The sequence below is a fragment of the Limimaricola hongkongensis DSM 17492 genome, assembly GCF_000600975.2.
In the GTDB taxonomy this organism is placed as follows: Bacteria; Pseudomonadota; Alphaproteobacteria; order Rhodobacterales; family Rhodobacteraceae; genus Limimaricola; species Limimaricola hongkongensis.
In genome coordinates this window covers 609,945-631,516 of record NZ_KK088653.1, presented here as the reverse complement: position 1 = coordinate 631,516, position 21,572 = coordinate 609,945, and the positions used below count along the sequence as shown (strand labels likewise).

At 67.3% G+C, this 21,572-nt stretch carries 21 protein-coding genes, 1 tRNA gene and 2 pseudogenes; 13 read left to right on the top strand and 11 right to left on the bottom strand.

Annotation, left to right across the window (positions count from 1 at the left end):
• The first annotated feature begins 4 nt into the window (after positions 1-4).
• The 3 genes from LOKHON_RS13440 to LOKHON_RS13430 all read left to right on the top strand — a co-directional run bounded on the left by LOKHON_RS13440 (position 5) and on the right by LOKHON_RS13430 (position 2,623).
• A complete protein-coding gene (locus LOKHON_RS13440; RefSeq protein WP_017927195.1) occupies positions 5-811 on the top strand; it encodes a TatD family hydrolase in 807 nt (268 codons plus the stop codon).
• Positions 808-1,608, top strand: coding sequence for an MBL fold metallo-hydrolase (locus LOKHON_RS13435; protein WP_026147315.1), 801 nt, complete (start codon positions 808-810; stop codon positions 1,606-1,608). Before LOKHON_RS13440 ends, LOKHON_RS13435 begins: the two co-directional genes overlap by 4 nt.
• Positions 1,609-1,693: 85 nt before the next feature.
• Complete coding sequence (locus LOKHON_RS13430; RefSeq protein WP_017927193.1) at positions 1,694-2,623, top strand: AEC family transporter; 930 nt, start codon at positions 1,694-1,696, stop codon at positions 2,621-2,623.
• A 109-nt stretch (positions 2,624-2,732) separates the two neighbouring features.
• Here the strand turns inward: LOKHON_RS13430 and LOKHON_RS13425 are convergent.
• The 5 genes and pseudogenes from LOKHON_RS13425 to LOKHON_RS13405 all read right to left on the bottom strand — a co-directional run.
• Positions 2,733-3,578, bottom strand: a pseudogene (locus LOKHON_RS13425) (ABC transporter permease); the annotation flags it as partial.
• Between the two features lie 13 nt (positions 3,579-3,591).
• On the bottom strand, positions 3,592-5,148 hold the full coding sequence (locus tag LOKHON_RS13420) for an ABC transporter permease (protein ID WP_017927191.1): 1,557 nt from the start codon (positions 5,146-5,148) through the stop codon (positions 3,592-3,594).
• 107 nt (positions 5,149-5,255) lie between these two features.
• Positions 5,256-6,380, bottom strand: a complete 1,125-nt coding sequence (locus LOKHON_RS13415; RefSeq protein WP_017927190.1) for an extracellular solute-binding protein — start codon at positions 6,378-6,380, stop codon at positions 5,256-5,258.
• Between the two features lie 113 nt (positions 6,381-6,493).
• Positions 6,494-7,645, bottom strand: a complete 1,152-nt coding sequence (locus LOKHON_RS13410; protein ID WP_017927189.1) for an ABC transporter ATP-binding protein — start codon at positions 7,643-7,645, stop codon at positions 6,494-6,496.
• 411 nt (positions 7,646-8,056) lie between these two features.
• Positions 8,057-8,143: transfer RNA gene (locus LOKHON_RS13405), tRNA-Leu, on the bottom strand.
• Positions 8,144-8,316: 173 nt separating this feature from the next.
• Here LOKHON_RS13405 and lipB point away from each other — a divergent pair.
• The 4 genes from lipB (at position 8,317) to LOKHON_RS16245 (ending at position 11,675) form a co-directional block, all read left to right on the top strand.
• Positions 8,317-8,991 carry a lipoyl(octanoyl) transferase LipB gene (lipB, locus tag LOKHON_RS13400; RefSeq protein WP_017927188.1) on the top strand — a complete coding sequence of 225 codons (675 nt, stop codon included), beginning with the start codon at positions 8,317-8,319 and terminating at the stop codon, positions 8,989-8,991.
• 159 nt (positions 8,992-9,150) lie between these two features.
• Positions 9,151-10,854: a cytochrome c oxidase subunit I gene (ctaD, locus tag LOKHON_RS13395; RefSeq protein WP_017927187.1), complete on the top strand. Its 1,704-nt coding sequence runs from the start codon at positions 9,151-9,153 to the stop codon at positions 10,852-10,854.
• Positions 10,855-10,932: 78 nt separating this feature from the next.
• Positions 10,933-11,436, top strand: a complete 504-nt coding sequence (locus tag LOKHON_RS13390) for a DUF2244 domain-containing protein (RefSeq protein ID WP_017927186.1) — start codon at positions 10,933-10,935, stop codon at positions 11,434-11,436.
• A gap of 86 nt (positions 11,437-11,522) precedes the next feature.
• Complete coding sequence (locus LOKHON_RS16245; RefSeq protein ID WP_017927185.1) at positions 11,523-11,675, top strand: hypothetical protein; 153 nt, start codon at positions 11,523-11,525, stop codon at positions 11,673-11,675.
• A 72-nt stretch (positions 11,676-11,747) separates the two neighbouring features.
• On the opposite strand, the gene LOKHON_RS13385 is transcribed toward LOKHON_RS16245, so the two are convergent.
• Complete coding sequence (locus tag LOKHON_RS13385; RefSeq protein ID WP_017927184.1) at positions 11,748-11,930, bottom strand: DUF3008 family protein; 183 nt, start codon at positions 11,928-11,930, stop codon at positions 11,748-11,750.
• 59 nt (positions 11,931-11,989) lie between these two features.
• The gene (locus LOKHON_RS13380; protein ID WP_017927183.1) at positions 11,990-12,448 is read right to left on the bottom strand and encodes a GatB/YqeY domain-containing protein; all 459 of its coding nucleotides are present in this window, start codon (positions 12,446-12,448) and stop codon (positions 11,990-11,992) included.
• 152 nt (positions 12,449-12,600) lie between these two features.
• Between LOKHON_RS13380 and carA the strand changes: the two genes are divergently transcribed.
• Both carA and LOKHON_RS13370 read left to right on the top strand, forming a co-directional pair.
• Positions 12,601-13,761, top strand: coding sequence for a glutamine-hydrolyzing carbamoyl-phosphate synthase small subunit (gene carA / locus LOKHON_RS13375; RefSeq protein WP_017927182.1), 1,161 nt, complete (start codon positions 12,601-12,603; stop codon positions 13,759-13,761).
• Positions 13,762-13,828: 67 nt separating this feature from the next.
• Positions 13,829-15,574, top strand: coding sequence for a glycosyltransferase (locus LOKHON_RS13370; RefSeq protein WP_017927181.1), 1,746 nt, complete (start codon positions 13,829-13,831; stop codon positions 15,572-15,574).
• Here the strand turns inward: LOKHON_RS13370 and LOKHON_RS15765 are convergent.
• A pseudogene (locus LOKHON_RS15765) lies at positions 15,528-16,182 on the bottom strand (GntR family transcriptional regulator). The gene LOKHON_RS13370 and the pseudogene LOKHON_RS15765 sit on opposite strands and share 47 nt — an antisense overlap.
• A 102-nt stretch (positions 16,183-16,284) precedes the next feature.
• On the opposite strand from LOKHON_RS15765, the gene LOKHON_RS13365 reads away from it, so the two are divergent.
• Positions 16,285-16,953, top strand: a complete 669-nt coding sequence (locus tag LOKHON_RS13365; protein ID WP_017927179.1) for a pyrimidine 5'-nucleotidase — start codon at positions 16,285-16,287, stop codon at positions 16,951-16,953.
• 37 nt (positions 16,954-16,990) lie between these two features.
• A complete protein-coding gene (locus tag LOKHON_RS13360) occupies positions 16,991-18,181 on the top strand; it encodes a UbiH/UbiF family hydroxylase (protein ID WP_017927178.1) in 1,191 nt (396 codons plus the stop codon).
• Here LOKHON_RS13360 and LOKHON_RS13355 read toward each other — a convergent pair.
• Both LOKHON_RS13355 and LOKHON_RS13350 read right to left on the bottom strand, forming a co-directional pair.
• Positions 18,178-18,633: an Lrp/AsnC family transcriptional regulator gene (locus LOKHON_RS13355; RefSeq protein WP_017927177.1), complete on the bottom strand. Its 456-nt coding sequence runs from the start codon at positions 18,631-18,633 to the stop codon at positions 18,178-18,180. The genes LOKHON_RS13360 and LOKHON_RS13355 overlap by 4 nt on opposite strands.
• Positions 18,630-19,085, bottom strand: a complete 456-nt coding sequence (locus LOKHON_RS13350; RefSeq protein ID WP_026147312.1) for an Lrp/AsnC family transcriptional regulator — start codon at positions 19,083-19,085, stop codon at positions 18,630-18,632. The genes LOKHON_RS13355 and LOKHON_RS13350 overlap by 4 nt, the downstream gene beginning before the upstream one ends.
• 143 nt (positions 19,086-19,228) lie before the next feature.
• Here LOKHON_RS13350 and ilvC point away from each other — a divergent pair, with 143 nt between their 5' ends.
• Both ilvC and LOKHON_RS13340 read left to right on the top strand, forming a co-directional pair.
• Complete coding sequence (gene ilvC, locus LOKHON_RS13345) at positions 19,229-20,251, top strand: ketol-acid reductoisomerase (RefSeq protein ID WP_017927175.1); 1,023 nt, start codon at positions 19,229-19,231, stop codon at positions 20,249-20,251.
• A gap of 157 nt (positions 20,252-20,408) precedes the next feature.
• Positions 20,409-21,035, top strand: coding sequence for a hypothetical protein (locus LOKHON_RS13340; protein ID WP_162561810.1), 627 nt, complete (start codon positions 20,409-20,411; stop codon positions 21,033-21,035).
• 64 nt (positions 21,036-21,099) lie between these two features.
• Here LOKHON_RS13340 and LOKHON_RS13335 read toward each other — a convergent pair whose 3' ends face one another.
• Complete coding sequence (locus LOKHON_RS13335; protein WP_162561809.1) at positions 21,100-21,441, bottom strand: hypothetical protein; 342 nt, start codon at positions 21,439-21,441, stop codon at positions 21,100-21,102.
• Positions 21,442-21,572: the final 131 nt, after the last annotated feature.

Below are 21,572 nucleotides of genomic sequence, written 5' to 3'. Positions count from 1 at the left end.
CCAGATGATACCCCAAGATTTCCAACTCGTTGACGCGCATTGCCATCTCGACTTTCCCGATTTCGCCGAGGAACGGGAGGCGGTGATCGCGCGCGCCCTCGATGCCGGCGTGACCCGGATGGTCACGATCTGCACGAAGCTGAGGAACGCGGACTCCGTGCGCGCCATTTCGGAGGCGCATGACCCGGTGTTCTGGGCCGCGGGCACCCACCCGATGAGCGCCGCCGACGAGCCGCTCGTCTCGGTCGAGGATCTGGTGGCGCTGGCCGAGCACCCCAAGATGGTCGGCATCGGCGAAACCGGGCTCGACTACCACTACACCGCCGAAAGCAAGGGCATTCAGCAAGAAAGCCTGCGCATCCATATCGAGGCGGCACGGCGCACCGGGCTGCCGCTGATCATCCATGCGCGCGACGCGGATGACGACATGGCGCGCATCCTGTCGCAGGAGCACGCGGCGGGCGCCTACGACTGCATGATGCACTGCTTTTCCTCCTCGGCCGCCCTGGGTCGCGCGGCGCTCGATCTCGGGTTTTACCTGTCGATGTCGGGCATCGCCGCCTTTCCGCGTTCGAAGGAGCTGCGCGAGATCTTTGCCGCCGCCCCGCTCGACCGGGTTCTCGTCGAGACCGACAGCCCCTATCTCGCGCCGCCGCCGCATCGCGGGCGCCGCAACGAACCGGCCTACACCGCGCATACCGCGAAGGTGGGCGCCGAGTTGTTCGATCTCTCCCTGCCCGATTTCGCGGCGCGGACCACCGCCAATTTCGACCGGCTCTTTGCCAAGGCCGCGCGTTGGAGCGCCGCATGAGCGACCGGCTGGAGGCGCGCATTCTCGGCTGCGGCTCCTCCGGGGGCGTGCCGCGGCTCGGCAATCGCTGGGGCGATTGCGACCCAGATGAGCCGCGCAACGCGCGCACCCGCTGTTCGCTGCTGCTGACCCGGCACGGCCCGGGCGGCATCACACGGGTGCTGATCGACACCTCGCCCGACCTGCGCGCGCAGATGCTCGCGGCGGAAGTCGGCGCGCTCGACGGCGTGATCTGGACCCATGCGCATGCCGATCACGTGCATGGCATCGACGATCTGCGGATGATCGCCTTCAACATGCGCGCGCGGCTGCAATGCTGGGCCGATGCGCCCACGACCGAAGCGCTGATGGCGCGGTTCGGCTATGCCTTCGTGACCCCGGCGGGATCGGATTATCCGCCGATCTGCGATCTGCACCCGATCGGGGACGAGGTGGTCGTCGACGGCGCGGGCGGCGAGATCCGCCTTACGCCATTCGATCTCGTGCATGGCAACATCACCGCGCTCGGCCTGCGCTGCGGACCGCTGGCCTATCTTCCCGACGTGAACGAGATCCCCGCCGCCGCCTGGCCGCATCTTGGCGGGCTCGATTGCCTGATCGTCGACGCGCTGCGCCGCAAGCCGCATCCGAGCCACGCGCATCTGGCGCTGACGCTTGACTGGATCGCGCGCGCCGACCCGAAGCGGGCGGTGCTGACCAACATGCATTTCGACCTCGACTACCGCAGCATCGCCGCCGAAACGCCTGCCCATGTCGATCCGGCATATGACGGCATGACGCTCTGCTTCGACATCTAGGGGAAGGGTCTCTCCCCTTCACCATTCTCCAATTACGCAAACCCGCGGAGCGGCCCGCGCATTGGCCCCGCACAAGGGCCGAAAGATGATCCTGCTGCTCACCGTCACCTTGCCGGTCTTTCTCGTTCTAGGCTTTGGCTATCTCGCTTCGTGGCGCGGCTGGATCAACGAGGCGGCGATCGACGGGCTGATGAAGTTCTCACAGGGCTTCGCGATCCCCTGCCTGCTGTTTCTCGCCATCGCCCGGCTCGATCTGGCGCAGGAGTTCAACCTCGCGCTTCTGGGCAGCTTTTACGCGGGCGCCATCACCGGCTTTTTCGCCGGTCTCTTCGGCGCGCGTCTATTGTTCGGCCGTTCCTGGGAGGATGCGGTCGCGATCGGTTTCGTGGGGCTGTTCTCGAACTCGCTGCTTCTGGGCCTGCCGATCACCGAGCGCGCCTATGGCGCCGAGGCGCTGCAGGCCAACTTCGCGATCATCGCGCTGCACTCGCCAGTCTGCTACGCCATCGGCATCACCGCCATGGAGCTGGCCCGCGCCAGCGGCGGCTCCTTGCTGGAATTGCCCGGCAAGGTGCTCAAGAGCATGGGGCGCAACGCGCTGATCCTCGGGATCGGGCTCGGTGCGCTGGTGAACCTGTCGGGCATGCCGATGCCGGGCGTGCTGGTCGAGGCGCTGGAGCTGATGGCGCGCGCGGCGCTGCCGGCGGCGCTGTTCGGCCTGGGCGGCATCCTGCACCGCTACCGCCCGGAGGGCGACATGCGGGTGATCCTCTACATCGTCGCGGTGTCGCTGGTGCTGCATCCGGCGGTGGTCTGGGGCCTTGGCACGCTGTTCGACCTGAAGGTGCCGGCCTTCCGTTCCGCGATCATCACGGCGGCGATGGCGCCGGGGGTGAACGCCTATCTCTTCGCCTCGATCTATGGCCGGGCCAAGCGGGTCGCGGCCTCGGCGGTCCTGATCGGCACCGCGGCCTCGGTGGTCACCGCGACGGTCTGGCTGGCGCTGTTGCCCTGAACTAGAACCCTTGCAAGGGTTTTGCCGAGATCCTTGCAAGCATCTCTGTCAAACGTGAAACGCCCCGCTTGATGGCGGGGCGTCTCGAAGATCGTCTTCGCTGCGCTTATCAGCCCGGGCTCATGCCGCGCAGCCGCTCGGAACGGCGGCGCAGCACCTCGAGCGTGACCAGCAGCACCACCGAGATCGAGATCAGCACCGTCGCGGCGGCGAGGATGGTGGGCGAGATCTGCTCGCGCAGGCCGGTGAACATCTGCCAGGGCAGCGTCTTCTGCCCGGCCGAGCCCACGAACAGCACCACCACCACCTCGTCGAACGACGTGATGAAGGCGAACAGCCCGCCCGAGACCACGCCCGGCAGGATCAGCGGCATCTGCACCCTGAAGAAGGTGCGCACCGGCCCCGCGCCGAGATTGGCCGCCGCGCGGGTGAGCGAGCGATCGAAGCCCACCAGCGTCGCGGTCACGGTGATGATCACGAAGGGAATGCCCAGCGCCGCGTGGGCGAGGACCACGCCCCAATAGGTGCCCTGCAGGCCGATCCGGCTGTAGAAGAAATACATGCCGGCGGCCGAGATGATCAGCGGCACGATCATCGGCGAGATCAGGATCGCCATGATCGCCCGGCGGAACGGCACATGCGGCTGGCTCAGGCCGATCGCGGCCAGCGTGCCGAGCGCCACCGACAGGAAGGTCGCGACAGGCGCGATCTTCAGCGAATTCCACAAGGGCACCTGCCAGTCGGGGTTGGTGAAGAAGTCCTCGTAATGCTTGGTCGAGTAGCCCGCGGGGTCGAGCGCCAGCATCTCGGGCGTGAAGGTGAAGAAGTTCTCGGCGTTGAACGACAGCGGGATGATGATCAGGATCGGCGCGATCAGGAAAAAGAAGATCGCCGCGCAGATCACCCGGTAGGCATAATGCCAGACCTTCTGACCGGTGGAGGCATAGGGGGGAAGTGCAGCCATTCTCTCAGCCTCCCAGCTTGACGTTGTCGATGCCGACGATGCGGTCGTAGACCCAGTAGAGCGTGAGCACGAGCGCCAGCAGGATCGAGCCGAGCGCGGCCGCGAGGCCCCAGTTCAGCGAGGACGAGATGTGGTAGGCGATCCGGTTCGAGATGAACACGCCCTCGGTGCCGCCGACGATCTCGGGGGTGATGTAGTAGCCGATCGACAGGATGAAGGCGAGGATCGAGCCCGCGCCGATGCCCGGCACCGACAGCGGGAACCACACCCGCCAGAACGCGGTCCAGTCATTTGCGCCCATCGATTTCGCCGCGCGCATGTAGCTCGGCGGGATCGTTTTCATCACCGAGTAGAGCGGCAGGATCATGAATGGCAGCAGGATATGCGTCATCGCAATCACCGTGCCGGTGGCGTTGTTGATCAGCGCCAGGCGGTTGGTGTCCGACACCAGCCCGATCCAGACCAGCGTGTCGTTGATCACGCCCTGCTGTTGCAGCAGCACCTTCCACGCGGAGGTCCGCACCAGCAGCGATGTCCAGAACGGCAGCAGCACGAGGATCATCAGCACGTTGGCCGAGCGCAGCGGCAGCGTCGAAAGCAGATAGGCGATCGGGTAGCCCAGCAGGATGCAGGAGAAGGTGATCGCCAGCGACATCCACATGGTGCGCCAGAACAGCTTGAGATAGATCTGCTCGTCCGCCGGGCGCCATTCGGCGTCGCCGCCGGGGCCGTTCATCATGTCGACCGAGTTCAGGAAATAGCCGTCGGTATAGGCCGGGCTGTAGGTCTTGATGACCTGCCAGACCTCGGGATCGACCCAGTCCTCGTCGCTGTCCTCGAACAGCGCCTTGATCGAAACGGTCTCGAAGGTCGAGACGTCGACATCGGGGAAGTTCGCGGGCGCGGCGCCGTTGGCGAGATCGCGGTAGAGCGCGGTATAGACGAAATCCTCGACATCCTCCTCGAGCGGGTCGTCCTCGTTGGCCTCGACCGTGAGCGTGGTCCAGGCGTCCCAGGCATCGGCGGTGAAGGGCAGCGCGGCGCGGATCTCGTCCTGCGCCATCCAGTTGGACCAGGCGACCGGGTCTTCGAGCGCGGGCGCGGCCTCGATGAACTGGTCGGTATAGATATCGGTGTCGAACCGCCCGACATCGCGCCCGGTGCCGCGGAACAGCGAGCTGAGGCCGGTCATCTCATAGTTGAGACGGCTGCCGAGACGGGTGTGCGACTTGTATTCGGCGGCGATGAAGAGATCGGTGTAGAGCGCCTCGTAGACCGGCTCGCCGGGGGCGGCCTCGGGCAGGTTCTGGTCCTCGCGCAGCGCCACGACCGTGCGCGGCAGCGTCTCCGAGACGATCTGGTTTTCGACCGAGCGGAACAGCATGTCCGCGATCGGCGCCACGAAGGCCACGAGGATGAAGATCAGCAGCGGCGAGACCAGAAGAAAGGCGCGCAGCTTCTCGCGCCTGAGCGCGCGGTTCAGGCTGTGCTTGAGGGGTTTGCCGTCGGCGGCCAGCATCGGGCCGTCTTCGGTCACCTCGCCGCCCGGAAGCGCCGCCATCGGCTGTCTCGGGGGTGTCGTCGCGCTGTCGGTCATCATGCCTCCGGGTTTGGGGGTGGGACGGGGCCATGGCGGCCCCGCCCCCTCATGCGCTCATGCGCGCGACGTTACTGGGCCAGCCAGGCCTGGAACTTGCTGTCCAGGTCGTCACGGTAGTCGGCCCACCATTCGTAGTTCTGCACGAAGGCGTTGGTGGCGTTCTCGGGGTTGGTCGGCATGTGCGGCGCCATGTCGATGCCGAGCTCCTCGTGCTGACCCACCAGCGGCGCGGAGGATTTGCGGGCCGGGCCGTAGGAGATGTATTTCGCCTGATCCGCGAGACGCTGGGTGTCGGTCGCGAAGTAGAGGAAATCCTTGACGCGGGCGAGCGACGCCTCGTCGAGACCCTCGGGGATGATCCAGCCGTCGAGATCGTAGGACTGGGTGTCCCACATCATGTTGACGGGCTGGTCCTGCTCGACGATCAGGCTGAACAGGCGGCCGTTATAGGTCGAACCGAACACCACCTCGCCATCGGCGAGCAGCTGCGGCGTGTCGGCGCCCGAGGACCACCAGATGGTCTCGTCCTTGATGGTGTCGAGCTTGGCGAAGGCGCGGTCCTGCCCTTCCTCGGTCTCGAGCACGTCATAGACCTCCTCATAGGGCACGCCGTCGCAGATCAGCGCCCATTCGAGGTTGTTGTGCGGCCGCTTCTCAAGGCTGCGCTGGCCCGGGAAGGTCTCCAGGTCGAAGACGTCGCAGATCTCGTCGGGCTGCTCGCCGTTCCACTCGGCGACGTCGTTGCGATAGCCGAAGGTGTAGGAATAGGCGATCTGCGGGATGAAGCAGTCGGAGACCAGCATCTCCTCGCCGAAATCCTCGGAGGCGGGGGTGCCGTCGGGCGCCGGGGCGAGATCCTCGTCGGCGTCGATCTCCATCGCGAGACCTTCGTCGCACAGGCGCATCGCGTCGGCCGCGGTGGCGTCGACGAGGTCCCAGGTGACGTTGCCGGCCTCGTTCTGGGCGCGCAGCTTGGCCACGGCCTCGGCCGAGCTTTCGTCCCAGGTGACGGTGACGCCGGGATTGTTGGCGAGATAGGGCTCGACGTAAGCCTTGAGCTGGCTTTCCTGATAGGCGCCGCCCCAGCTGACGATGGTCATCTCATCGGCCATTTCCGCGTGGCTTTCCGCCGTGGCGATGGTCGCCGTGGCGACGAGCGCGGTGCTGGCGGTCAGAAGACGTGTGATGTTCATGTAGAACTCCCGTTGATACCCGGTTTTGGTTCACAGGGGACGCTGTCCGGGCGACGGCGCCCCGCATTGGCCGCGCCCCCGGTGGTCCGGGATGCGCGGTGGCGCGTGCGACGTCAGGCGTCGAGCGCGCGGCAATCCTCGGCGAGCCAGCCGATGCGGATCTGCTCGCCGGGTTTCAGACGCGGCTGGTCGGGGGCGTTGCGCGTCTTCATGATGAAGTCGTCGCGCCCCGCCACCTTGAGCCGCGTGCGGAAGGTGTCGCCCATGTAGATGAACTCCTCCACCGTCGCGGGCAGCGTGTGCGCGTCCGGGTGCAGGCGTTCGAGGTTGGATTCGACCCGCTCGGGGCGGATCGAGACGCGGGTGCGCTGGCCCACCTCCTGGACGTTGACCGGCAGCGCGTCGATCAGTTCCCCATCGTCGAGACGCACCAGGCAGGAGCGCCCGTCTATCTTCTCGACCACGCCTTCGAGCGTGTTGTTCTCGCCGATGAACTGGGCGACGAAGCTGTTCTGCGGCTTTTCGTAAAGCTCGTCGGGCGGGGCGAGCTGCTGGATCCGGCCATCGTCGAACACCGCGACGCGATCCGACATGGTCAGCGCCTCGGTCTGGTCATGGGTGACGTAGACCACGGTGATGCCGAGCCGGTGCGCCAGGTCGGTGATCTCGAACTGCAGCGTTTCGCGCAGCTGCTTGTCGAGCGCGCCCAGAGGCTCGTCCATCAGCACCAGCTCGGGCTCGAACACCAGCGCGCGGGCGAGCGCGATCCGCTGCTGCTGGCCGCCCGAAAGCTGGGTCGGGCGACGATTCTTGAAGTCGCCCATCTGCACCATGTCGAGCGCGCGGGTGATCTTCTTCTCGCGCTCGGACTTGCCGAGCTTGCGCACTTCGAGCGGAAAGGAGAGATTCTCCCCCACCGTCATGTGCGGAAACAGCGCGTAGTTCTGGAACACCATGCCGATGCCACGCTTGTGCGGCGGGATGTTGTTGATCGACTTGCCGTCGAGACGGATCTCGCCATGGGTGGCGGTCTCAAAGCCCGCGAGCATCATCAGGCAGGTGGTCTTGCCCGAGCCGGATGGCCCCAGCATGGTCAGGAACTCGCCTTTCGGCAAAGACAGGTTGAGATCTTTCACGACGAGCTTCTCGCCGTCATAGCTTTTCTGCACGCGTTCGAATTCCACGAACGCCTCCGAACTCGAGCCGTTGGCCAAGCCTTGCTCCCCGTTGTTGTGCCGGCGGTTTTTTCCGCGCTTGTCGAGCAAGACTAAAACAAGCTGCCCCCCGCATTGCAACCGAATTGCCAACCGGCGCATATGACGCAGGGTCATTCGAAGATCCAAGACGGGCGATGCGCCTGCAATCTTGACCTCCGGCGGACTGCAACGCGGTCAGATGACGCAGCCGAAATCAGTCGGATTCACCACAATTCTAAGGTGAACTATTATTTTATTTTTCTCCAAAAGGATGATCGACGTGTCTCGCGAAGACATTCCGATGCCAAAAAGCGACACCGCGCCGAGGCGCATCGAAGCGGTACATCGTGCCCCAACTCCCGCGCGGCGCCGCGCGGCGCAAACACGAAAAAGGGCCTGCGTTTCCGCGGCCCTGTTCAGCGATGCTGTCGTTCTCTTCTGAAGATCCGGCGGCCCGCCTTGCCGGCGAGCCTGCCTGAATGGTGCGGTCGAGAAGACTCGAACTTCCACGGGTGTTACCCCACAGCGACCTCAACGCTGCGCGTCTACCAATTCCGCCACGACCGCACGTGATCAGGTAGGATGGCGGCCTCATAGCCTTGGGGCTCGGGGGAGCGCAAGAGCGAAATTTGCCGGACCCGGCGTCAACCGGACGAAAAACGTCATGCCCTTCGGATTTTGACTTTTCCACCGCCCCGCGCCACCCCATCTGCAACCAGGATCGAAGCGGGGCATGAGTGATGGTGGACTGGATCGTGAGCGACGGGCTGACGCCCTATGAGGACGCGGTGGCCGCCATGGAGGCCCGCGCCAGGGCAATCGCCACGGGCGATGCGGAAGAGGCGATCTGGCTGGTCGAGCATCCGCCGCTCTATACCGCCGGCACCTCCGCCAAGCCCGCCGACCTGACCGACCCCGACCGCTTCCCGGTGTTCGAGACGCGGCGCGGCGGGCAGTACACCTATCACGGCCCCGGCCAGCGCGTCGTCTATGTCATGCTCGATGTCGGAAGGCGCGGGCGCGACGTGCGCGCCTTCGTCAAGGCGCTCGAAGGCTGGATCATCGACACGCTGGCCGAATTCAACGTCACCGGCGAGCTGCGCGAGGGCCGGGTCGGCGTCTGGGTCCAGCGCCCCGACCGACCATTGACGGCCTCGGGCGCGGTGGCCGAGGACAAGATCGCGGCGCTGGGCATCCGGCTGCACAAATGGGTCAGCTTTCACGGGCTGGCGATCAACGTGGAGCCGGAGCTGGCGCATTTCGGCGGCATCGTGCCCTGCGGCATCGCCGAACACGGCGTGACCAGCCTCGTCGACCTCGGCCTGCCGGTCACCATGGCCGATCTCGACACCGCGCTGGAACGCTGCTTTGCGGCGCGGTTCGAAGGCGATCTCAGCCGGGTCGGCGCGATGTGAGCCCCACACCCCGTGGCGGGACCGTGTCGCCCTGTCGCAGGGGGCGCTCCTGCGGCACCGTGACCGTTGCCCTGCCCGGCATCTCCTTCTAGAAGGACGCCAATTGCCTGCGCGAGTCTGCGTGCGGGCCCGTCAGGCAACCAAACTCGGGAGAGCCACATGGCAGACGCCGCCATCCACGGCCACGGGCATGACGACCAGAGAGGGTTCTTCACCCGCTGGTTCATGTCGACCAACCACAAGGACATCGGGATCCTTTACCTTTTCGCGGCGGGCTTCGTGGGCCTGCTGTCGGTGATGCTGACCATCCACATGCGGCTCGAGCTGATGCAGCCGGGCGTGCAGTTCATGTGCGCCGAGAATGTCGGCGGCAACCCGATCGCCACCGTGCTGCGCTCCTGGGTGCCGACGGCCACCGAGGCCTGCACCCCGAACGGGCACATGTGGAACGTCGCGATCACCTATCACGGCGTGCTGATGATGTTCTTCGTCGTCATCCCCGCGCTGTTCGGCGGTTTCGGCAACTATTTCATGCCGCTGCAGATCGGCGCGCCGGACATGGCCTTCCCGCGCATGAACAACCTCTCCTTCTGGATGTTCATCGCCGGCGTCGCGCTCGGCGTCGCCTCGCTGTTCTCGCCGGGCGGCAACGGCCAGGCGGGCTCGGGCGTGGGCTGGGTGCTCTACCCGCCGCTCTCGACCTCCGAGCCGGGCATGTCGATGGATCTCGCGATCTTCGCGGTGCACGTCTCGGGCGCGTCCTCGATCCTCGGCGCAATCAACATCATCACCACCTTCCTCAACATGCGCACGCCGGGCATGACGCTGCACAAGGTGCCGCTCTTCGCCTGGTCGATCTTCGTGACCGCCTGGCTGATCCTTCTGGCCCTGCCGGTGCTGGCCGGCGCGATCACCATGCTGCTGACCGACCGCAACTTCGGCACCTCGTTCTTCCAGCCCGCGGGCGGCGGCGACCCGGTGCTCTACCAGCACATCCTGTGGTTCTTCGGCCACCCGGAAGTCTACATCATCATCATCCCCGCCTTCGGCATCATCAGCCACGTGATCGCGACCTTCTCCAAGAAGCCGATCTTCGGCTACCTGCCGATGGTCTACGCGATGGTGGCGATCGGCGTGCTCGGCTTCGTCGTCTGGGCGCACCACATGTACACCGTGGGCATGTCGCTGACGCAGCAGTCCTACTTCATGATGGCCACCATGGTCATCGCGGTGCCGACCGGCGTGAAGATCTTCTCTTGGATCGCGACGATGTGGGGCGGCTCGGTCGAGTTCAAGACGCCGATGCTCTGGGCCTTCGGCTTCCTGTTCCTGTTCACCGTGGGCGGCGTGACCGGCATCGTGCTGAGCCAGGCCGGCATCGACCGCGCCTATCACGACACCTACTACGTCGTGGCGCACTTCCACTACGTGATGTCGCTCGGCGCCGTGTTCGGCATCTTCGCGGGGATCTATTTCTACTTCCCCAAGATGACCGGCAAGATGCTGCCTGAGCTGGCGGGCAAGATCCACTTCTGGGCGATGTTCATCGGTGCGAACATCACCTTCTTCCCGCAGCACTTCCTGGGCCGTCAGGGCATGCCGCGCCGCTACATCGACTACCCGGAGGCCTTCGCCACCTGGAACATGGTCTCCTCGATCGGCGCCTTCATCGCCTTTGCCTCGTTCGTGTTCTTCATCGTGGTGCTGTTCTACACCCTCGCCAAGGGCAAGCGGATCAACGCCGCGAACCCCTGGAACGAGTATGCGGACACGCTGGAGTGGACCCTGCCCTCGCCGCCGCCGGAGCACACCTTCGAGACGCTGCCCAAGCAGAGCGACTGGGACCGCGGCCACTCTCACTGAGACCGGCCCGCGCGACAGATGAACAGGGCCCGGCGGCAACGCCGGGCCCTTTTTCGATCCGCAAGTTCGAGACAAGCGATGCCGCATGAATGGACCAGACGCCCGGCCGAGGCTGGCCCCCTGCACGCCGAGTTGCAGCTCTGGCCCTATCGTTCGCTCCCGAAGCGCGGCTTCGCGGGCTTTGTCGGCGGCACCGCGGCGCTGATCGCGCTGCCGCTTCTGGTGATGCTCGGCACGCCGGTGATGTGGGTGCTGCTGCCGTTTCTCGCGGCGGCGGTGGCCGCGATCTGGTGGGCGCTGGCGCGCAGCTACCGCGATGGCGAGGTGCTGGAGCGGCTGGAAATTTCGCCGGAGCGGCTTCGGCTGACGCGGCGCGAGCGGGGCCGCCCCGACCGGGTCTGGGAGGCCAACCCGTTCTGGGTCGAACTGCATCTGCACGAGGGTGAACGCCCCGTGCCCGGCTATCTCACGCTGCGCGGCGCGGGGCGCGAGGTGGAGCTTGGCGCCTTCCTGCCGGAAGAGGAGCGCCGAGCCATCGCGGAGGAGCTGCAGCGCTTGCTGGCGCGGTCGGGGCGGCAATGATCCGCCACGACGTTACGGCCTCGTGACATCTCCCCATGGAACTCCCCCCGCAAGTTCGGCATTTTCATCACAACGGAGGATTCGCCATGTCCAAGCACACCGCACCGAAGCAGACGATCCGCAAGCTGGCCGAAGCCGGCCGCGCCATCCTCGGGGAGCTGGCCGGCGCGCTCGTCCCTCAGCCGCGCCCACAGCACCGGCCCATCCCGATTCCCGTCTCCCGGCCACCGCGCCGCTGACACGCGGCCCGGTCGCGCAGGAAAAAGGGCGGCCCCCGCGCGGGAGCCGCCCTTTTCATGTCAGGCGCGGTCTCAGCCCTTCCTGTCGGGCAGCTCCTCGCGCTTGGTCGCGGCGATGTCCTCGAGCTCGGATTCGCTCATCTCGTCGTACATTTCCTTGGACGCGCCCTGCAGGTCCTTGACCTTGGTGTCGCCCCGCTTGGCGGAGAGCGCGGCGCCCGCCGCCTTTTGCTGCGCCTTGGACTGTGCCGGCATCTCGGTCCTCCTCGTTCGGGATGACCGCGAAACGCGCAAGCCCCGCGCCCCGTTCCCGCTCAGCCGAGCCGGTCGCGCACCAATGGCCCGACCCGGCCGAAATCCATCCGGCCGGTATAGCGCGCCTTGAGCGCCGCCATGACCCGGCCCATGTCGCGGATCGAGGCGGCCCCGGTTTCGGCGATGGCCTGGCTCACCGCGGCCTCGGTTTCGGCCTCGTTCAGCTGGCGCGGCAGGAACTCCTCAATTACCGCGATCTCGGCGCGCTCCTTCTCGGCCAGCTCGATCCGCCCCGCCTCGTCATAGGCGCGCGCGCTTTCCTGGCGCTGCTTGACCATCTTGCCCAGGATCGCGAGCACGATCTCGTCGGGCACGAGCCCCTCCTCGCCGGCGCCGCGCGCCGCGATATCGCGGTCCTTGATGGCGGCGTTGATGAGACGCAGCGTGGACAACCGGTCGGTTTCCTTGGCCTTCATCGCGCCCTTGAGAGCGGCGTTGATCTTGTCGCGCAAAGTCATCTGGTCCGTTCCGGATTGTTTCAGACACAAGCGGGCAAGCTAGCCGTTTCGCCGCCCCCTGACAACAAGCGCCGCCGGGTGCCGCCGCGTCTTGATTCTTTCGCGGCCTGCCTCTACGTAGCGGCGGGTTTCAAAACAGGAGCAACGACGCCATGCCGCATTCCGATTCCGGCAAGCCGACCGCCTGCCTCGCGCTCGCGGACGGGACCGTTTTCTACGGGCAGGGCTTCGGCGCTCGAGGCCGTATCGTCGCCGAGCTGTGCTTCAACACCGCGATGACCGGCTACCAGGAGATCATGACCGACCCTTCCTATGCCGGGCAGGCCGTGACCTTCACCTTCCCCCATGTCGGCAACACCGGCACCACCGACGAGGATGACGAGGCCGCCGACCCGGTGGCGGCGGCGATGATCGTCAAATGGAGCCCGACCGAACCGTCGAACTGGCGCGCCACCGAGACGCTGTCGGACTGGCTGGCCAAGCGCGGCCGGATCGGCATGGGCGGCATCGACACCCGCCGCCTGACCCGCGCGATCCGCCAGCAGGGCGCGCCGCATGTCGCGATCGCGCACAACCCCGACGGCGAGTTCGACATCGAGGCGCTGGTCGCGCAGGCGCGCGCCTTCGAAGGTCTCGTCGGGCTCGACCTCGCCAAGGAGGTGAGCTGCGTGCAGTCCTACCGCTGGGACGAGATGCGCTGGGCCTGGCCCGACGGGTTCAAGCGGCAGGAAAGCCCGCGCCACAAGGTCGTGGCCATCGATTACGGCGCCAAGCGCAACATCCTGCGCAGCCTCGCCTCGTCGGGCTGCGAGGTGACGGTGCTGCCCGCCACGGCCACGGCCGACGACATCCTCGCGCTCGAGCCCGACGGGCTGTTTTTGTCGAACGGGCCGGGCGACCCGGCGGCCACCGGCGTCTATGCCGTGCCGGCGATCAAGGCGGTGCTGGAACGCTCCGAGATCCCGGTCTTCGGGATCTGCCTTGGCCACCAGATGCTCGCCCGCGCGCTCGGCGCCCAGACGGTGAAGATGAACCATGGCCATCACGGCGCCAACCACCCCGTGAAGGACCGCGAGACCGGCAAGGTCGAGATCACCTCGATGAACCATGGCTTCACCGTCGACAGCCAGTCGCTGCCCGAAGGCGTGCTCGAAACCCATGTCTCGCTGTTCGACGGGTCGAACTGCGGCATCCGCATGGCCGACAGGCCGGTCTTCTCGGTGCAATACCACCCCGAGGCCAGCCCCGGCCCGCAGGACAGCTACTACCTGTTCGAACGCTTCGCCGAGGCAATGGAGGCGCGGCGCGGCTGAGGGGTTAACCTCCGCTTAACCATGGCGATCGACCATCGGGCATTCTTTCGTCATGAAAGCGAGCCCGATGACCGCCCTTTCCCCGTCCCGCCGGGCGATCGTCTCCGCGCCCCGCGACGCGCCGCCCGACCGGCGCGCGTTCATCGACCCCGTCGCGCAGCCGCCCGACCCCCGCCTGCTGTATCGGTTCGGCGTGATCCGGGCGCTGCGTCACGGGGTGCTGCCATGGCGTCGGATCGGTGGCCGCACCGTGGTGCTGTTCGCGCAGCCCCCCTCGCCCGGCACCCGCGCCGCGCTCGAGCGCGTCGGTTTCAGCCGGCTGCGCTACAGGCGCTGCGCCCCCGGCGCGCTGCATGACGTGCTGCTGCCCCTGGCCGAGCCGGTCTTGCTGCTGCGGGCCGAGGCGCGGGTGCCGCTGGACCAGAGCTGCCGCGGCGTCGGGCGCAGGCCGCTTTGCATGCTCGCCATCGCGCTCGGCCTTGGCAGCGCGCTGTCATTCGCCGTGGCGCCGGCAGCCGCGCTGGCGCTGGTCTGCGCGCTCTGCGCCCTGACGCTGTGCGTCAACAGCGCGCTCAAGATCGCCGCCACGCTCGCCACGCTGGGCCGCCCCCCCGCGCCCCCCCCCCCCGCCCCGCCTTCGGCCGAAAGGCTGCCGGTGATCTCGCTTCTCGTGCCGCTGTTTCACGAGGCGCGGATGCTGGCGCCGCTGCTCGACCGGCTGGGACGTCTCGACTATCCGCGCGACAGGCTCGACCTGTGCCTGATCGTCGAAGCCGACGACCACGAGACCCGCGCCGCGCTGTCACGGATCGCGTTGCCCGCCTGGGCCCGGCTGGTGGTCGTCCCCACGGGCCGCATCCGCACCAAGCCGCGCGCGCTCAACTACGCGATGTTCTTTGCCCGCGGCAGCCTCATCGGCATCTACGACGCCGAGGACGCGCCCGCCCCGGATCAACTGCTGCGGGTCGCGGCGCGCTTTGCCGCGAGCGGCCCGAAGATCGGCTGCCTGCAAGGCGTGCTCGATTATTACAACGCCCGCTCCAACTGGATCGCGCGCTGCTTCACGCTCGAATACGCAAGCTGGTTCCGGGTGGTGCTGCCCGGTCTCGACCGGCTCGGCCTCGTGGTGCCATTGGGCGGGACGACGCTGTTCCTGCGCCGCCACGCGATCGAGGCGGTCGGCGGATGGGACGCGCATAACGTGACCGAGGACGCCGATCTCGGCCTCCGTCTGGCGCGGCGCGGCTTTCGCACCGAACTGATCGACAGCGTCACGCTGGAGGAGGCCAATGCCCGCCCCTGGCCCTGGATCAAGCAGCGCTCGCGCTGGCTCAAGGGCTACGCGATGAGCTGGGGCGTGGCGATGCACGATCCCGAACGGCTCTGGCGCGAACTGGGCGCATGGCGATTCATGGGGGTGCAGGCGCTGTTTCTCGGCACGCTGGCGCAGTTCACGCTGGCGCCGGTGCTGTGGTCGTTCTGGCTTGTGATCTTCGGGCTGCCGCACCCGATGGCGCCATGGCTCGACCGGCCCGAGCTGATTGGGCTGGCGCTGGTGTTCGTGCTGTCGGAATGCGTGACCTGTGCGGTCGCGGCGCTGGCGGCGCGACGGGCGGGCCGACCGAAGCTGGCGCTCTGGGCGCCGGTGCTGCAAGTCTACTTTCCGCTCGCCACCGTGGCGGTCTGGCGGGCGCTGTGGCAGGTGCTGCGCCGCCCGTTCCACTGGGAAAAGACCCGGCATGGCGTCTTCGCCCCGACCTCACCGATCAGCGCGCCGCCTCCACCTTTGCCGCGTCCAGCTTCAACCGGGTGACGAAGGCGTGGCTGATATGGTCGCGCAGCGCCCGGTCGGCGGCATCGCCATCGCCCGCCTCGATCGCCGCCACGATCGCCGCGTGCTCCTCGAGCGCGCCACGCCCGCGACCCTTCGGCGGCCAGCGAGGTGGAGGCGAGAAGCGCCATGGACCGGTGCACGAGATCGAGCTGCCGCACCAGGAACCGGTTGTGGCTGGCAAGGTGGATCTGCTTGTGAAAGCGCCGGTTGGCGCGGGCCAGCGCCGCCGGATCGTCGACCAGCGCCTGGTCCGCCTCCAGCATGTCGCGCAGCACCCGCACCTCCTCGGGCGCGGCGTGGCGCGCGGCGAGGCGTGCTGCCAGCCCCTCCAGCTCGCCGCGCACCACGTAGAGCTCCGCCAGCTGCGTGTGATCGAGCGAGGCCACGATCAGCGACCGGCCATCGCGGCTCAGCATGCCTTGGGTCTCGAGCCGCTGAAGCGCCTCGCGCACCGGCGTGCGCGACACGCCGAACCGATCGGCCAGCTCGCTTTCGACGAGCCTGTCGCCGGGGCGGTAGGCGCCGCTGTCGATCGATTCGAGGATCAGCCCGTAGGCGTCCTTCTGCGAGGGTCTGGTGTCCTGCATCCCCGGCCTTCTCTTGGGTCGGACGACGATAGCCTTGACGGGCGCGGGGCCGCAACCCGCGACCGCTTGTGGCACCGCGCCCGCGCCCTTAGGGTCGCGCGCATGACAAGCCTGCTCACCGACATCGCCGAGGATTTCGCCCATGTACGGGCCTGGGTCTTCGACCTCGACAACACGCTCTACCCGCCGCAGGCGCGGCTGTTCGACCAGATCGAGGCGCGGATGCGGGCCTGGATGATGGCCGCGCTCGATGTCGACGCCGCCGAGGCCGACCGGCTGCGCGCCGCATACTGGGAACAGCATGGCACGACGCTGGCCGGTTTGATGGCCGAGCATGGCCTGCCGGCGGATGATTTTCTCGTCGACGTGCACGACATCGACCTGAGCCATCTCGCCGCCGCCCCGGCGCTGGCCCGTGCGATCACGGCGCTGCCGGGGCGGCGCATCGTCTACACCAACGGCTCGGAGCCCTATGCGCGCCGGGTGCTGGCCGCGCGCGGGCTGTCGGGCGTGTTCGACGCGGTGTACGGCGTCGAACATGCGGGCCTCGTGCCCAAGCCGCAGCGCGCCGCCTTCGAGGCGGTGTTCGCGCTCGACGGGCTGGCGCCGGAACAGGGCGCGATGTTCGAGGATGATCCGCGCAACCTCGCCGTGCCGCACGCGATGGGGATGCGCACCGTTCTCGTCGGCCCGCCCAATGTCACCCTTGCCGACCATATCCACCACCATACCGACGATCTGGCGGGCTTTGTGTCGCAGCTGTCGCGATAGGCTTTCCCACCCGGCGCCGGCGGCCTATCTCGGACGCATGACACGGCAGATCGACATTCTCGTCTCCGGCGGCGGCATCGCCGGGCTTTCGGCCGCGGCCGCCTTTGGCGCGCGCGGTTTTTCGGTGCTTTGCGTCGATCCGGCGCCGCCCGTGACGGTCATGGAGGACGAAGGCGCCGACCTGCGCTCCACCGCTTTCCTGCAGCCCGCGCGCGCGCTTCTGGAAGCGGCGGGGCTGTGGACGCGGCTGGCGCCGCACGCCACGCCGCTGCAGGTGATGCGCATCGTCGAGGCGGGACGCGGCGCGCCCGTCACCCGTGATTTCGACGCCGCCGATCTCGGCCCCCTGCCCTTTGGGTGGAACCTGCCCAACTGGCTGCTGCGGCGCGAAATGGCGGCCCGGATCGCCGAGATGGCGCGGGTCGAGTTCCGCGCCGGCACCGGCTTCGCCGGGATCACCACGCGCGAGGACCGGGCATTGGTGCGGCTCACGGATGGCGATTGCGTCGCCGCCAAGCTGGTGGTGGCCGCCGACGGGCGCAACAGCCCGGTGCGCGAAGCCTGCGGCATCGGCGTGCGCACCCGGCGCTACGGGCAAAAGGCGCTGGCCTTCGCGGTCACGCATGAACGCCCGCATGACAACGTCTCGACCGAGGTGCACCGCTCCGGCGGGCCGTTCACCCTCGTGCCGCTGCCCGATCACGAGGGGCAGCCCTCCTCGGCGGTGATCTGGATGGAGCCGGGGCGCGAAGCGGCACGGCTGGCGGCGCTGCCCGTCTCGGATTTCGACATCGAGGCCACGGCCCGCTCCGAGCGGGTGCTGGGGCGGCTGCATCTCGTGACCGGGCGGCAGGCTTGGCCGATCATCATGCAGACGGCGCGCGCGCTCACCGCGCGGCGGGTGGCGCTGGTGGCCGAGGCCGCGCATGTGATGCCGCCCATCGGCGCGCAGGGGCTCAACACCTCACTGGCGGATATCGCCTGTCTCGCCGATCTCGCGGCCAGTCGGCCCGAAAACCTAGGCGATGCGGCGATGCTCGACGCCTATGCAAGCCGCCGCGCGGGCGACATCGCGCTGCGCGAGCACGGGATCGATGCGCTGAACCGGCTGGCCATGGCGGGCGGGCCGCTGGCGCAGGGGGTGCGCGGGCTGGGGCTTGGCGTGATGCATGATCTGCCCGCGCTCCGGCGCGGGCTGATGCGGCTCGGTCTTGGCGCCGGACGCTAGAGCGGCCCCGGAAGGCGCTCCTCGGACAACAGCACATTGGCCTCGACCGGGCCGATGCCGGGCAACGTCATGATGCGACGGCGCAGCACGCGTTCGAAATCCTCGAGATCGCGGGCCACGACGCGAAGCCGGTAATCGTAGAGCCCGAGCACATGCTCGACCGTCTGCACCTCGCGGATGGCGCAGACCGCGCGTTCGAAATCCTCGAGACCGGCGCGGCCGCGGCTGGCGAGCTTCACCCCAAGAAACACCGTGACGCCAAAGCCCAGCGCCGCCGCGTCGAGATCGAGACGGCGGCCCTTGATCGCACCGATCTCGCGCAGCCGCCGAATACGCCGCCACGTGGCGGGCTGCGACAGCTCCAGCTCGCGCCCCAGATCGGCGGCGGGCCGCGTGGCATCGAGGCTGAGCGCGCGCAGCAGGCGGCGGTCGATGTCGTCGAGTTCGGTCACAGCGGCAGCGCCTCGTCGGATTTCACCACGCTCACGGTCATCAGGCTTTCGATATCGGCGATATGCGGCAGGCGCAGGATCTTGTCGCGATAAAGGTCGCGGTAATGCCCGAGATCGCGCGCGACGATCTGCAGCCGCACGTCGACCCGCCCGAGAAAGGTCTGGATCTCGATCACCTCCGCCACCTCGCGGGCACGGGCGAGAAATTCGTCGAAGGCGCGCGGCTGGGTCTTGTCGAGCGTCACCCGCAGGCTGACCGCGACGGCGAAGCCCAGCGCCTTCCAGTCGATCACGGCGCGGCTGCCGCGCAGCACGCCGGACTCTTCGAGCCGGGCGAGGCGGCGCGCGCAGCGCATGGCGGTGAGCCCGGCCCGGTCGGCCAGCTCGGCGGTGGAGAGGTCCGGCGTCTCCTGAAGGAGGCGCAAAAGACGGCGGTCGGTATCGTCCTGCATGAAAATCACGATATTCACTTGATACACGAATGACTATGGCAAAATAAACGTGATTTTCATGTCTCTCTCTCCTCGCATCCCCCGATCCGTTCCGTATGGTGTTGCCCAAGACGACATCAGGAAGTTCCCGAAAGGACCAGATCATGCGCGTGTATTACGACCGCGATTGCGACGTGAACCTCATCAAGGACAAGAAGGTCGCGATCCTCGGCTATGGCAGCCAGGGCCACGCCCACGCGCTGAACCTGCGCGATTCGGGCGCCAAGAACCTCGTCGTGGCGCTGCGCGACGGCTCGCCCTCGCGCGCCAAGGCCGAAGGCGAAGGTCTACAGGTCATGGGCATCGAGGAAGCCGCCGCCTGGTGCGACGTGATCATGTTCACCATGCCCGACGAGCTGCAGGCCGAGACCTACAAGAAGCACGTGCATGACCACCTGAAGGAAGGCTCCGCCATCGCCTTCGCGCATGGTCTCAACGTGCATTTCGGCCTGATCGAGCCGAAAGCCGGCGTCGACGTCATCATGATGGCGCCCAAGGGCCCCGGCCACACCGTGCGCGGCGAATACGTCAAGGGCGGCGGCGTGCCCTGCCTCGTGGCCGTGCATCAGGACGCCTCGGGCAAGGCGATGGAAATCGGCCTGTCCTACTGCTCCGCCATCGGCGGCGGCCGCTCGGGCATCATCGAGACCAACTTCCGCCAGGAATGCGAAACCGACCTGTTCGGCGAGCAGGCGGTTCTGTGCGGTGGCCTCGTCGAGCTGATCCGCATGGGCTTCGAGACGCTGGTCGAGGCCGGCTACGAGCCTGAAATGGCCTATTTTGAGTGCCTGCACGAGGTGAAGCTGATCGTGGACCTGATCTACGAAGGCGGCATCGCCAACATGAACTACTCGATCTCGAACACCGCCGAATACGGCGAATATGTCTCGGGCCCGCGCATCCTCCCCTACGAGGAAACCAAGAAGCGCATGAAGGACGTACTCACCGACATCCAGAACGGCAAGTTCGTGCGCGATTTCATGCAGGAAAACGCCGTGGGCCAGCCCTCGTTCAAGGCGACCCGTCGTCTGAACGACGAGCACCAGATCGAGCAGGTCGGCGAGAAGCTGCGCGCCATGATGCCCTGGATCTCCAAAGGCAAGATGGTCGACCGCGCCCGCAACTGATCAAGGTCCTTCGTGACATGGAAAGGGCGCCCCGCGGGGCGCCCTTTTTGCATCGGACCCGTTCCTGCCCCGGCAAAGTGCGTTCCTTGCCCCGGCTTTTCGGCAATTTGGCCGCAATGTGCGGGCACGGGTGGTCGCATCTCATTTGAAAAGGATCGTGATCATGGGTTTCGGAAGTATCGGGTCGAACCTGCTGTCGAGCTTGCAGGAAGCTTACAGCGCCTTCACCGCGAACAAGGATGACGACAGCGACGTCGAAGATATCGAAGCCGCCGGTGATGATGACGCCGTCGAAGGCCCGGCTGCCGGAGCCGGTCAGGCCGAAGCCACCGCCGCCAACACCAATTCAAGCCTTTCGGTGACCGGCGCTCAGGCCGTCGAGACCGAGGCCGCATCCAACGGCGACGACACGGCCCCCGCATCGTCTTCGCCCTCCTCCTCCGCCTCGACCGCCAGCGCTGACAACGCCAACGGCACGGCGGGCAGCAGCCAGAGCCGCCCCGCCGAAACCGCTCCCGCGTCTGAACCGGTCGCGGCAGCCGCACCGGCGGCCGAGAAGGTCGCGGAGGCGGGCGATCTCAACCGCTCGCGCGCGGAGGCGATCGCCGCTCAGGGCCAGATGCGGCAGGATACGCTCGTCGCGTCCATCTCCGAGCAAAAGACGGACGCCCCCAAGCTGGCCCCGGTCGAGGCCAAACCCACGGAGACGGCGGCCGCCGCCAGATACGCCGCGGCCAACACGCCTCAGACCCCGGCCCGCGCCATGGCCGAACTGCGCGCCTGAGGTGCCTCGCAAGAACGGGGCCGGCTGCATGGCCGGCCCCGTGCATGTCTTGGATGATGCTTCCTCAGCGGTCGATCACATCGAAGTCGCGCGTCGCGACGACCCGTCCATCGACCCTGAGCACCGCGACGATGTCACGCCGCACCGGGTGACCGATATGCACCCGGACATTGTTGTTCGCGCCGGCATGCACCGGCTGGCTGCCAAGCAGGGTCCGGGTTCCGCCCGGGCCCATCGCGTAAAGTTCGACCTGTCCCGCATCCTCGGCTCGAACCCGGCCGACATCGATCAGCGAACTTTGCTCCCGGATCCGAGTGAGCGAGGTGAACGCGTTGTCGCCGATCATCGCCTGCGCTCCGCTGGACGTCGTGACAAGCAGCGCTGCGGCAAGGAGTTTCCCGTACATGGCTTGAACCTTCCTGTTTGTTCGCTTGGACCGCGAAACCGCGACCTGCCCCCTTACGCTGCGCCACCCTCGATCACGGCGCGAGTGCTGTAACATCACAAGACGGATCCGCCATCGTGAGCGGCTTTCCC

What these genes read in the sequence shown, in the direction of transcription:
- LOKHON_RS13440 (WP_017927195.1), top strand. Translation starts at nt 5, where the DNA reads ATGATACCCCAAGATTTCCAACTCGTTGACGCGCATTGCCATCTCGAC.
- LOKHON_RS13435 (WP_026147315.1), top strand. Translation starts at nt 808, where the DNA reads ATGAGCGACCGGCTGGAGGCGCGCATTCTCGGCTGCGGCTCCTCCGGG.
- LOKHON_RS13430 (WP_017927193.1), top strand. Translation starts at nt 1,694, where the DNA reads ATGATCCTGCTGCTCACCGTCACCTTGCCGGTCTTTCTCGTTCTAGGC.
- LOKHON_RS13420 (WP_017927191.1), bottom strand. Translation starts at nt 5,148, where the DNA reads ATGGCGGCGCTTCCGGGCGGCGAGGTGACCGAAGACGGCCCGATGCTG.
- LOKHON_RS13415 (WP_017927190.1), bottom strand. Translation starts at nt 6,380, where the DNA reads ATGAACATCACACGTCTTCTGACCGCCAGCACCGCGCTCGTCGCCACG.
- lipB (WP_017927188.1), top strand. Translation starts at nt 8,317, where the DNA reads ATGGTGGACTGGATCGTGAGCGACGGGCTGACGCCCTATGAGGACGCG.
- ctaD (WP_017927187.1), top strand. Translation starts at nt 9,151, where the DNA reads ATGGCAGACGCCGCCATCCACGGCCACGGGCATGACGACCAGAGAGGG.
- LOKHON_RS13390 (WP_017927186.1), top strand. Translation starts at nt 10,933, where the DNA reads ATGCCGCATGAATGGACCAGACGCCCGGCCGAGGCTGGCCCCCTGCAC.
- LOKHON_RS16245 (WP_017927185.1), top strand. Translation starts at nt 11,523, where the DNA reads ATGTCCAAGCACACCGCACCGAAGCAGACGATCCGCAAGCTGGCCGAA.
- LOKHON_RS13385 (WP_017927184.1), bottom strand. Translation starts at nt 11,930, where the DNA reads ATGCCGGCACAGTCCAAGGCGCAGCAAAAGGCGGCGGGCGCCGCGCTC.
- LOKHON_RS13380 (WP_017927183.1), bottom strand. Translation starts at nt 12,448, where the DNA reads ATGACTTTGCGCGACAAGATCAACGCCGCTCTCAAGGGCGCGATGAAG.
- carA (WP_017927182.1), top strand. Translation starts at nt 12,601, where the DNA reads ATGCCGCATTCCGATTCCGGCAAGCCGACCGCCTGCCTCGCGCTCGCG.
- LOKHON_RS13370 (WP_017927181.1), top strand. Translation starts at nt 13,829, where the DNA reads ATGACCGCCCTTTCCCCGTCCCGCCGGGCGATCGTCTCCGCGCCCCGC.
- LOKHON_RS13365 (WP_017927179.1), top strand. Translation starts at nt 16,285, where the DNA reads ATGACAAGCCTGCTCACCGACATCGCCGAGGATTTCGCCCATGTACGG.
- LOKHON_RS13360 (WP_017927178.1), top strand. Translation starts at nt 16,991, where the DNA reads ATGACACGGCAGATCGACATTCTCGTCTCCGGCGGCGGCATCGCCGGG.
- LOKHON_RS13350 (WP_026147312.1), bottom strand. Translation starts at nt 19,085, where the DNA reads ATGCAGGACGATACCGACCGCCGTCTTTTGCGCCTCCTTCAGGAGACG.
- ilvC (WP_017927175.1), top strand. Translation starts at nt 19,229, where the DNA reads ATGCGCGTGTATTACGACCGCGATTGCGACGTGAACCTCATCAAGGAC.
- LOKHON_RS13335 (WP_162561809.1), bottom strand. Translation starts at nt 21,441, where the DNA reads ATGTACGGGAAACTCCTTGCCGCAGCGCTGCTTGTCACGACGTCCAGC.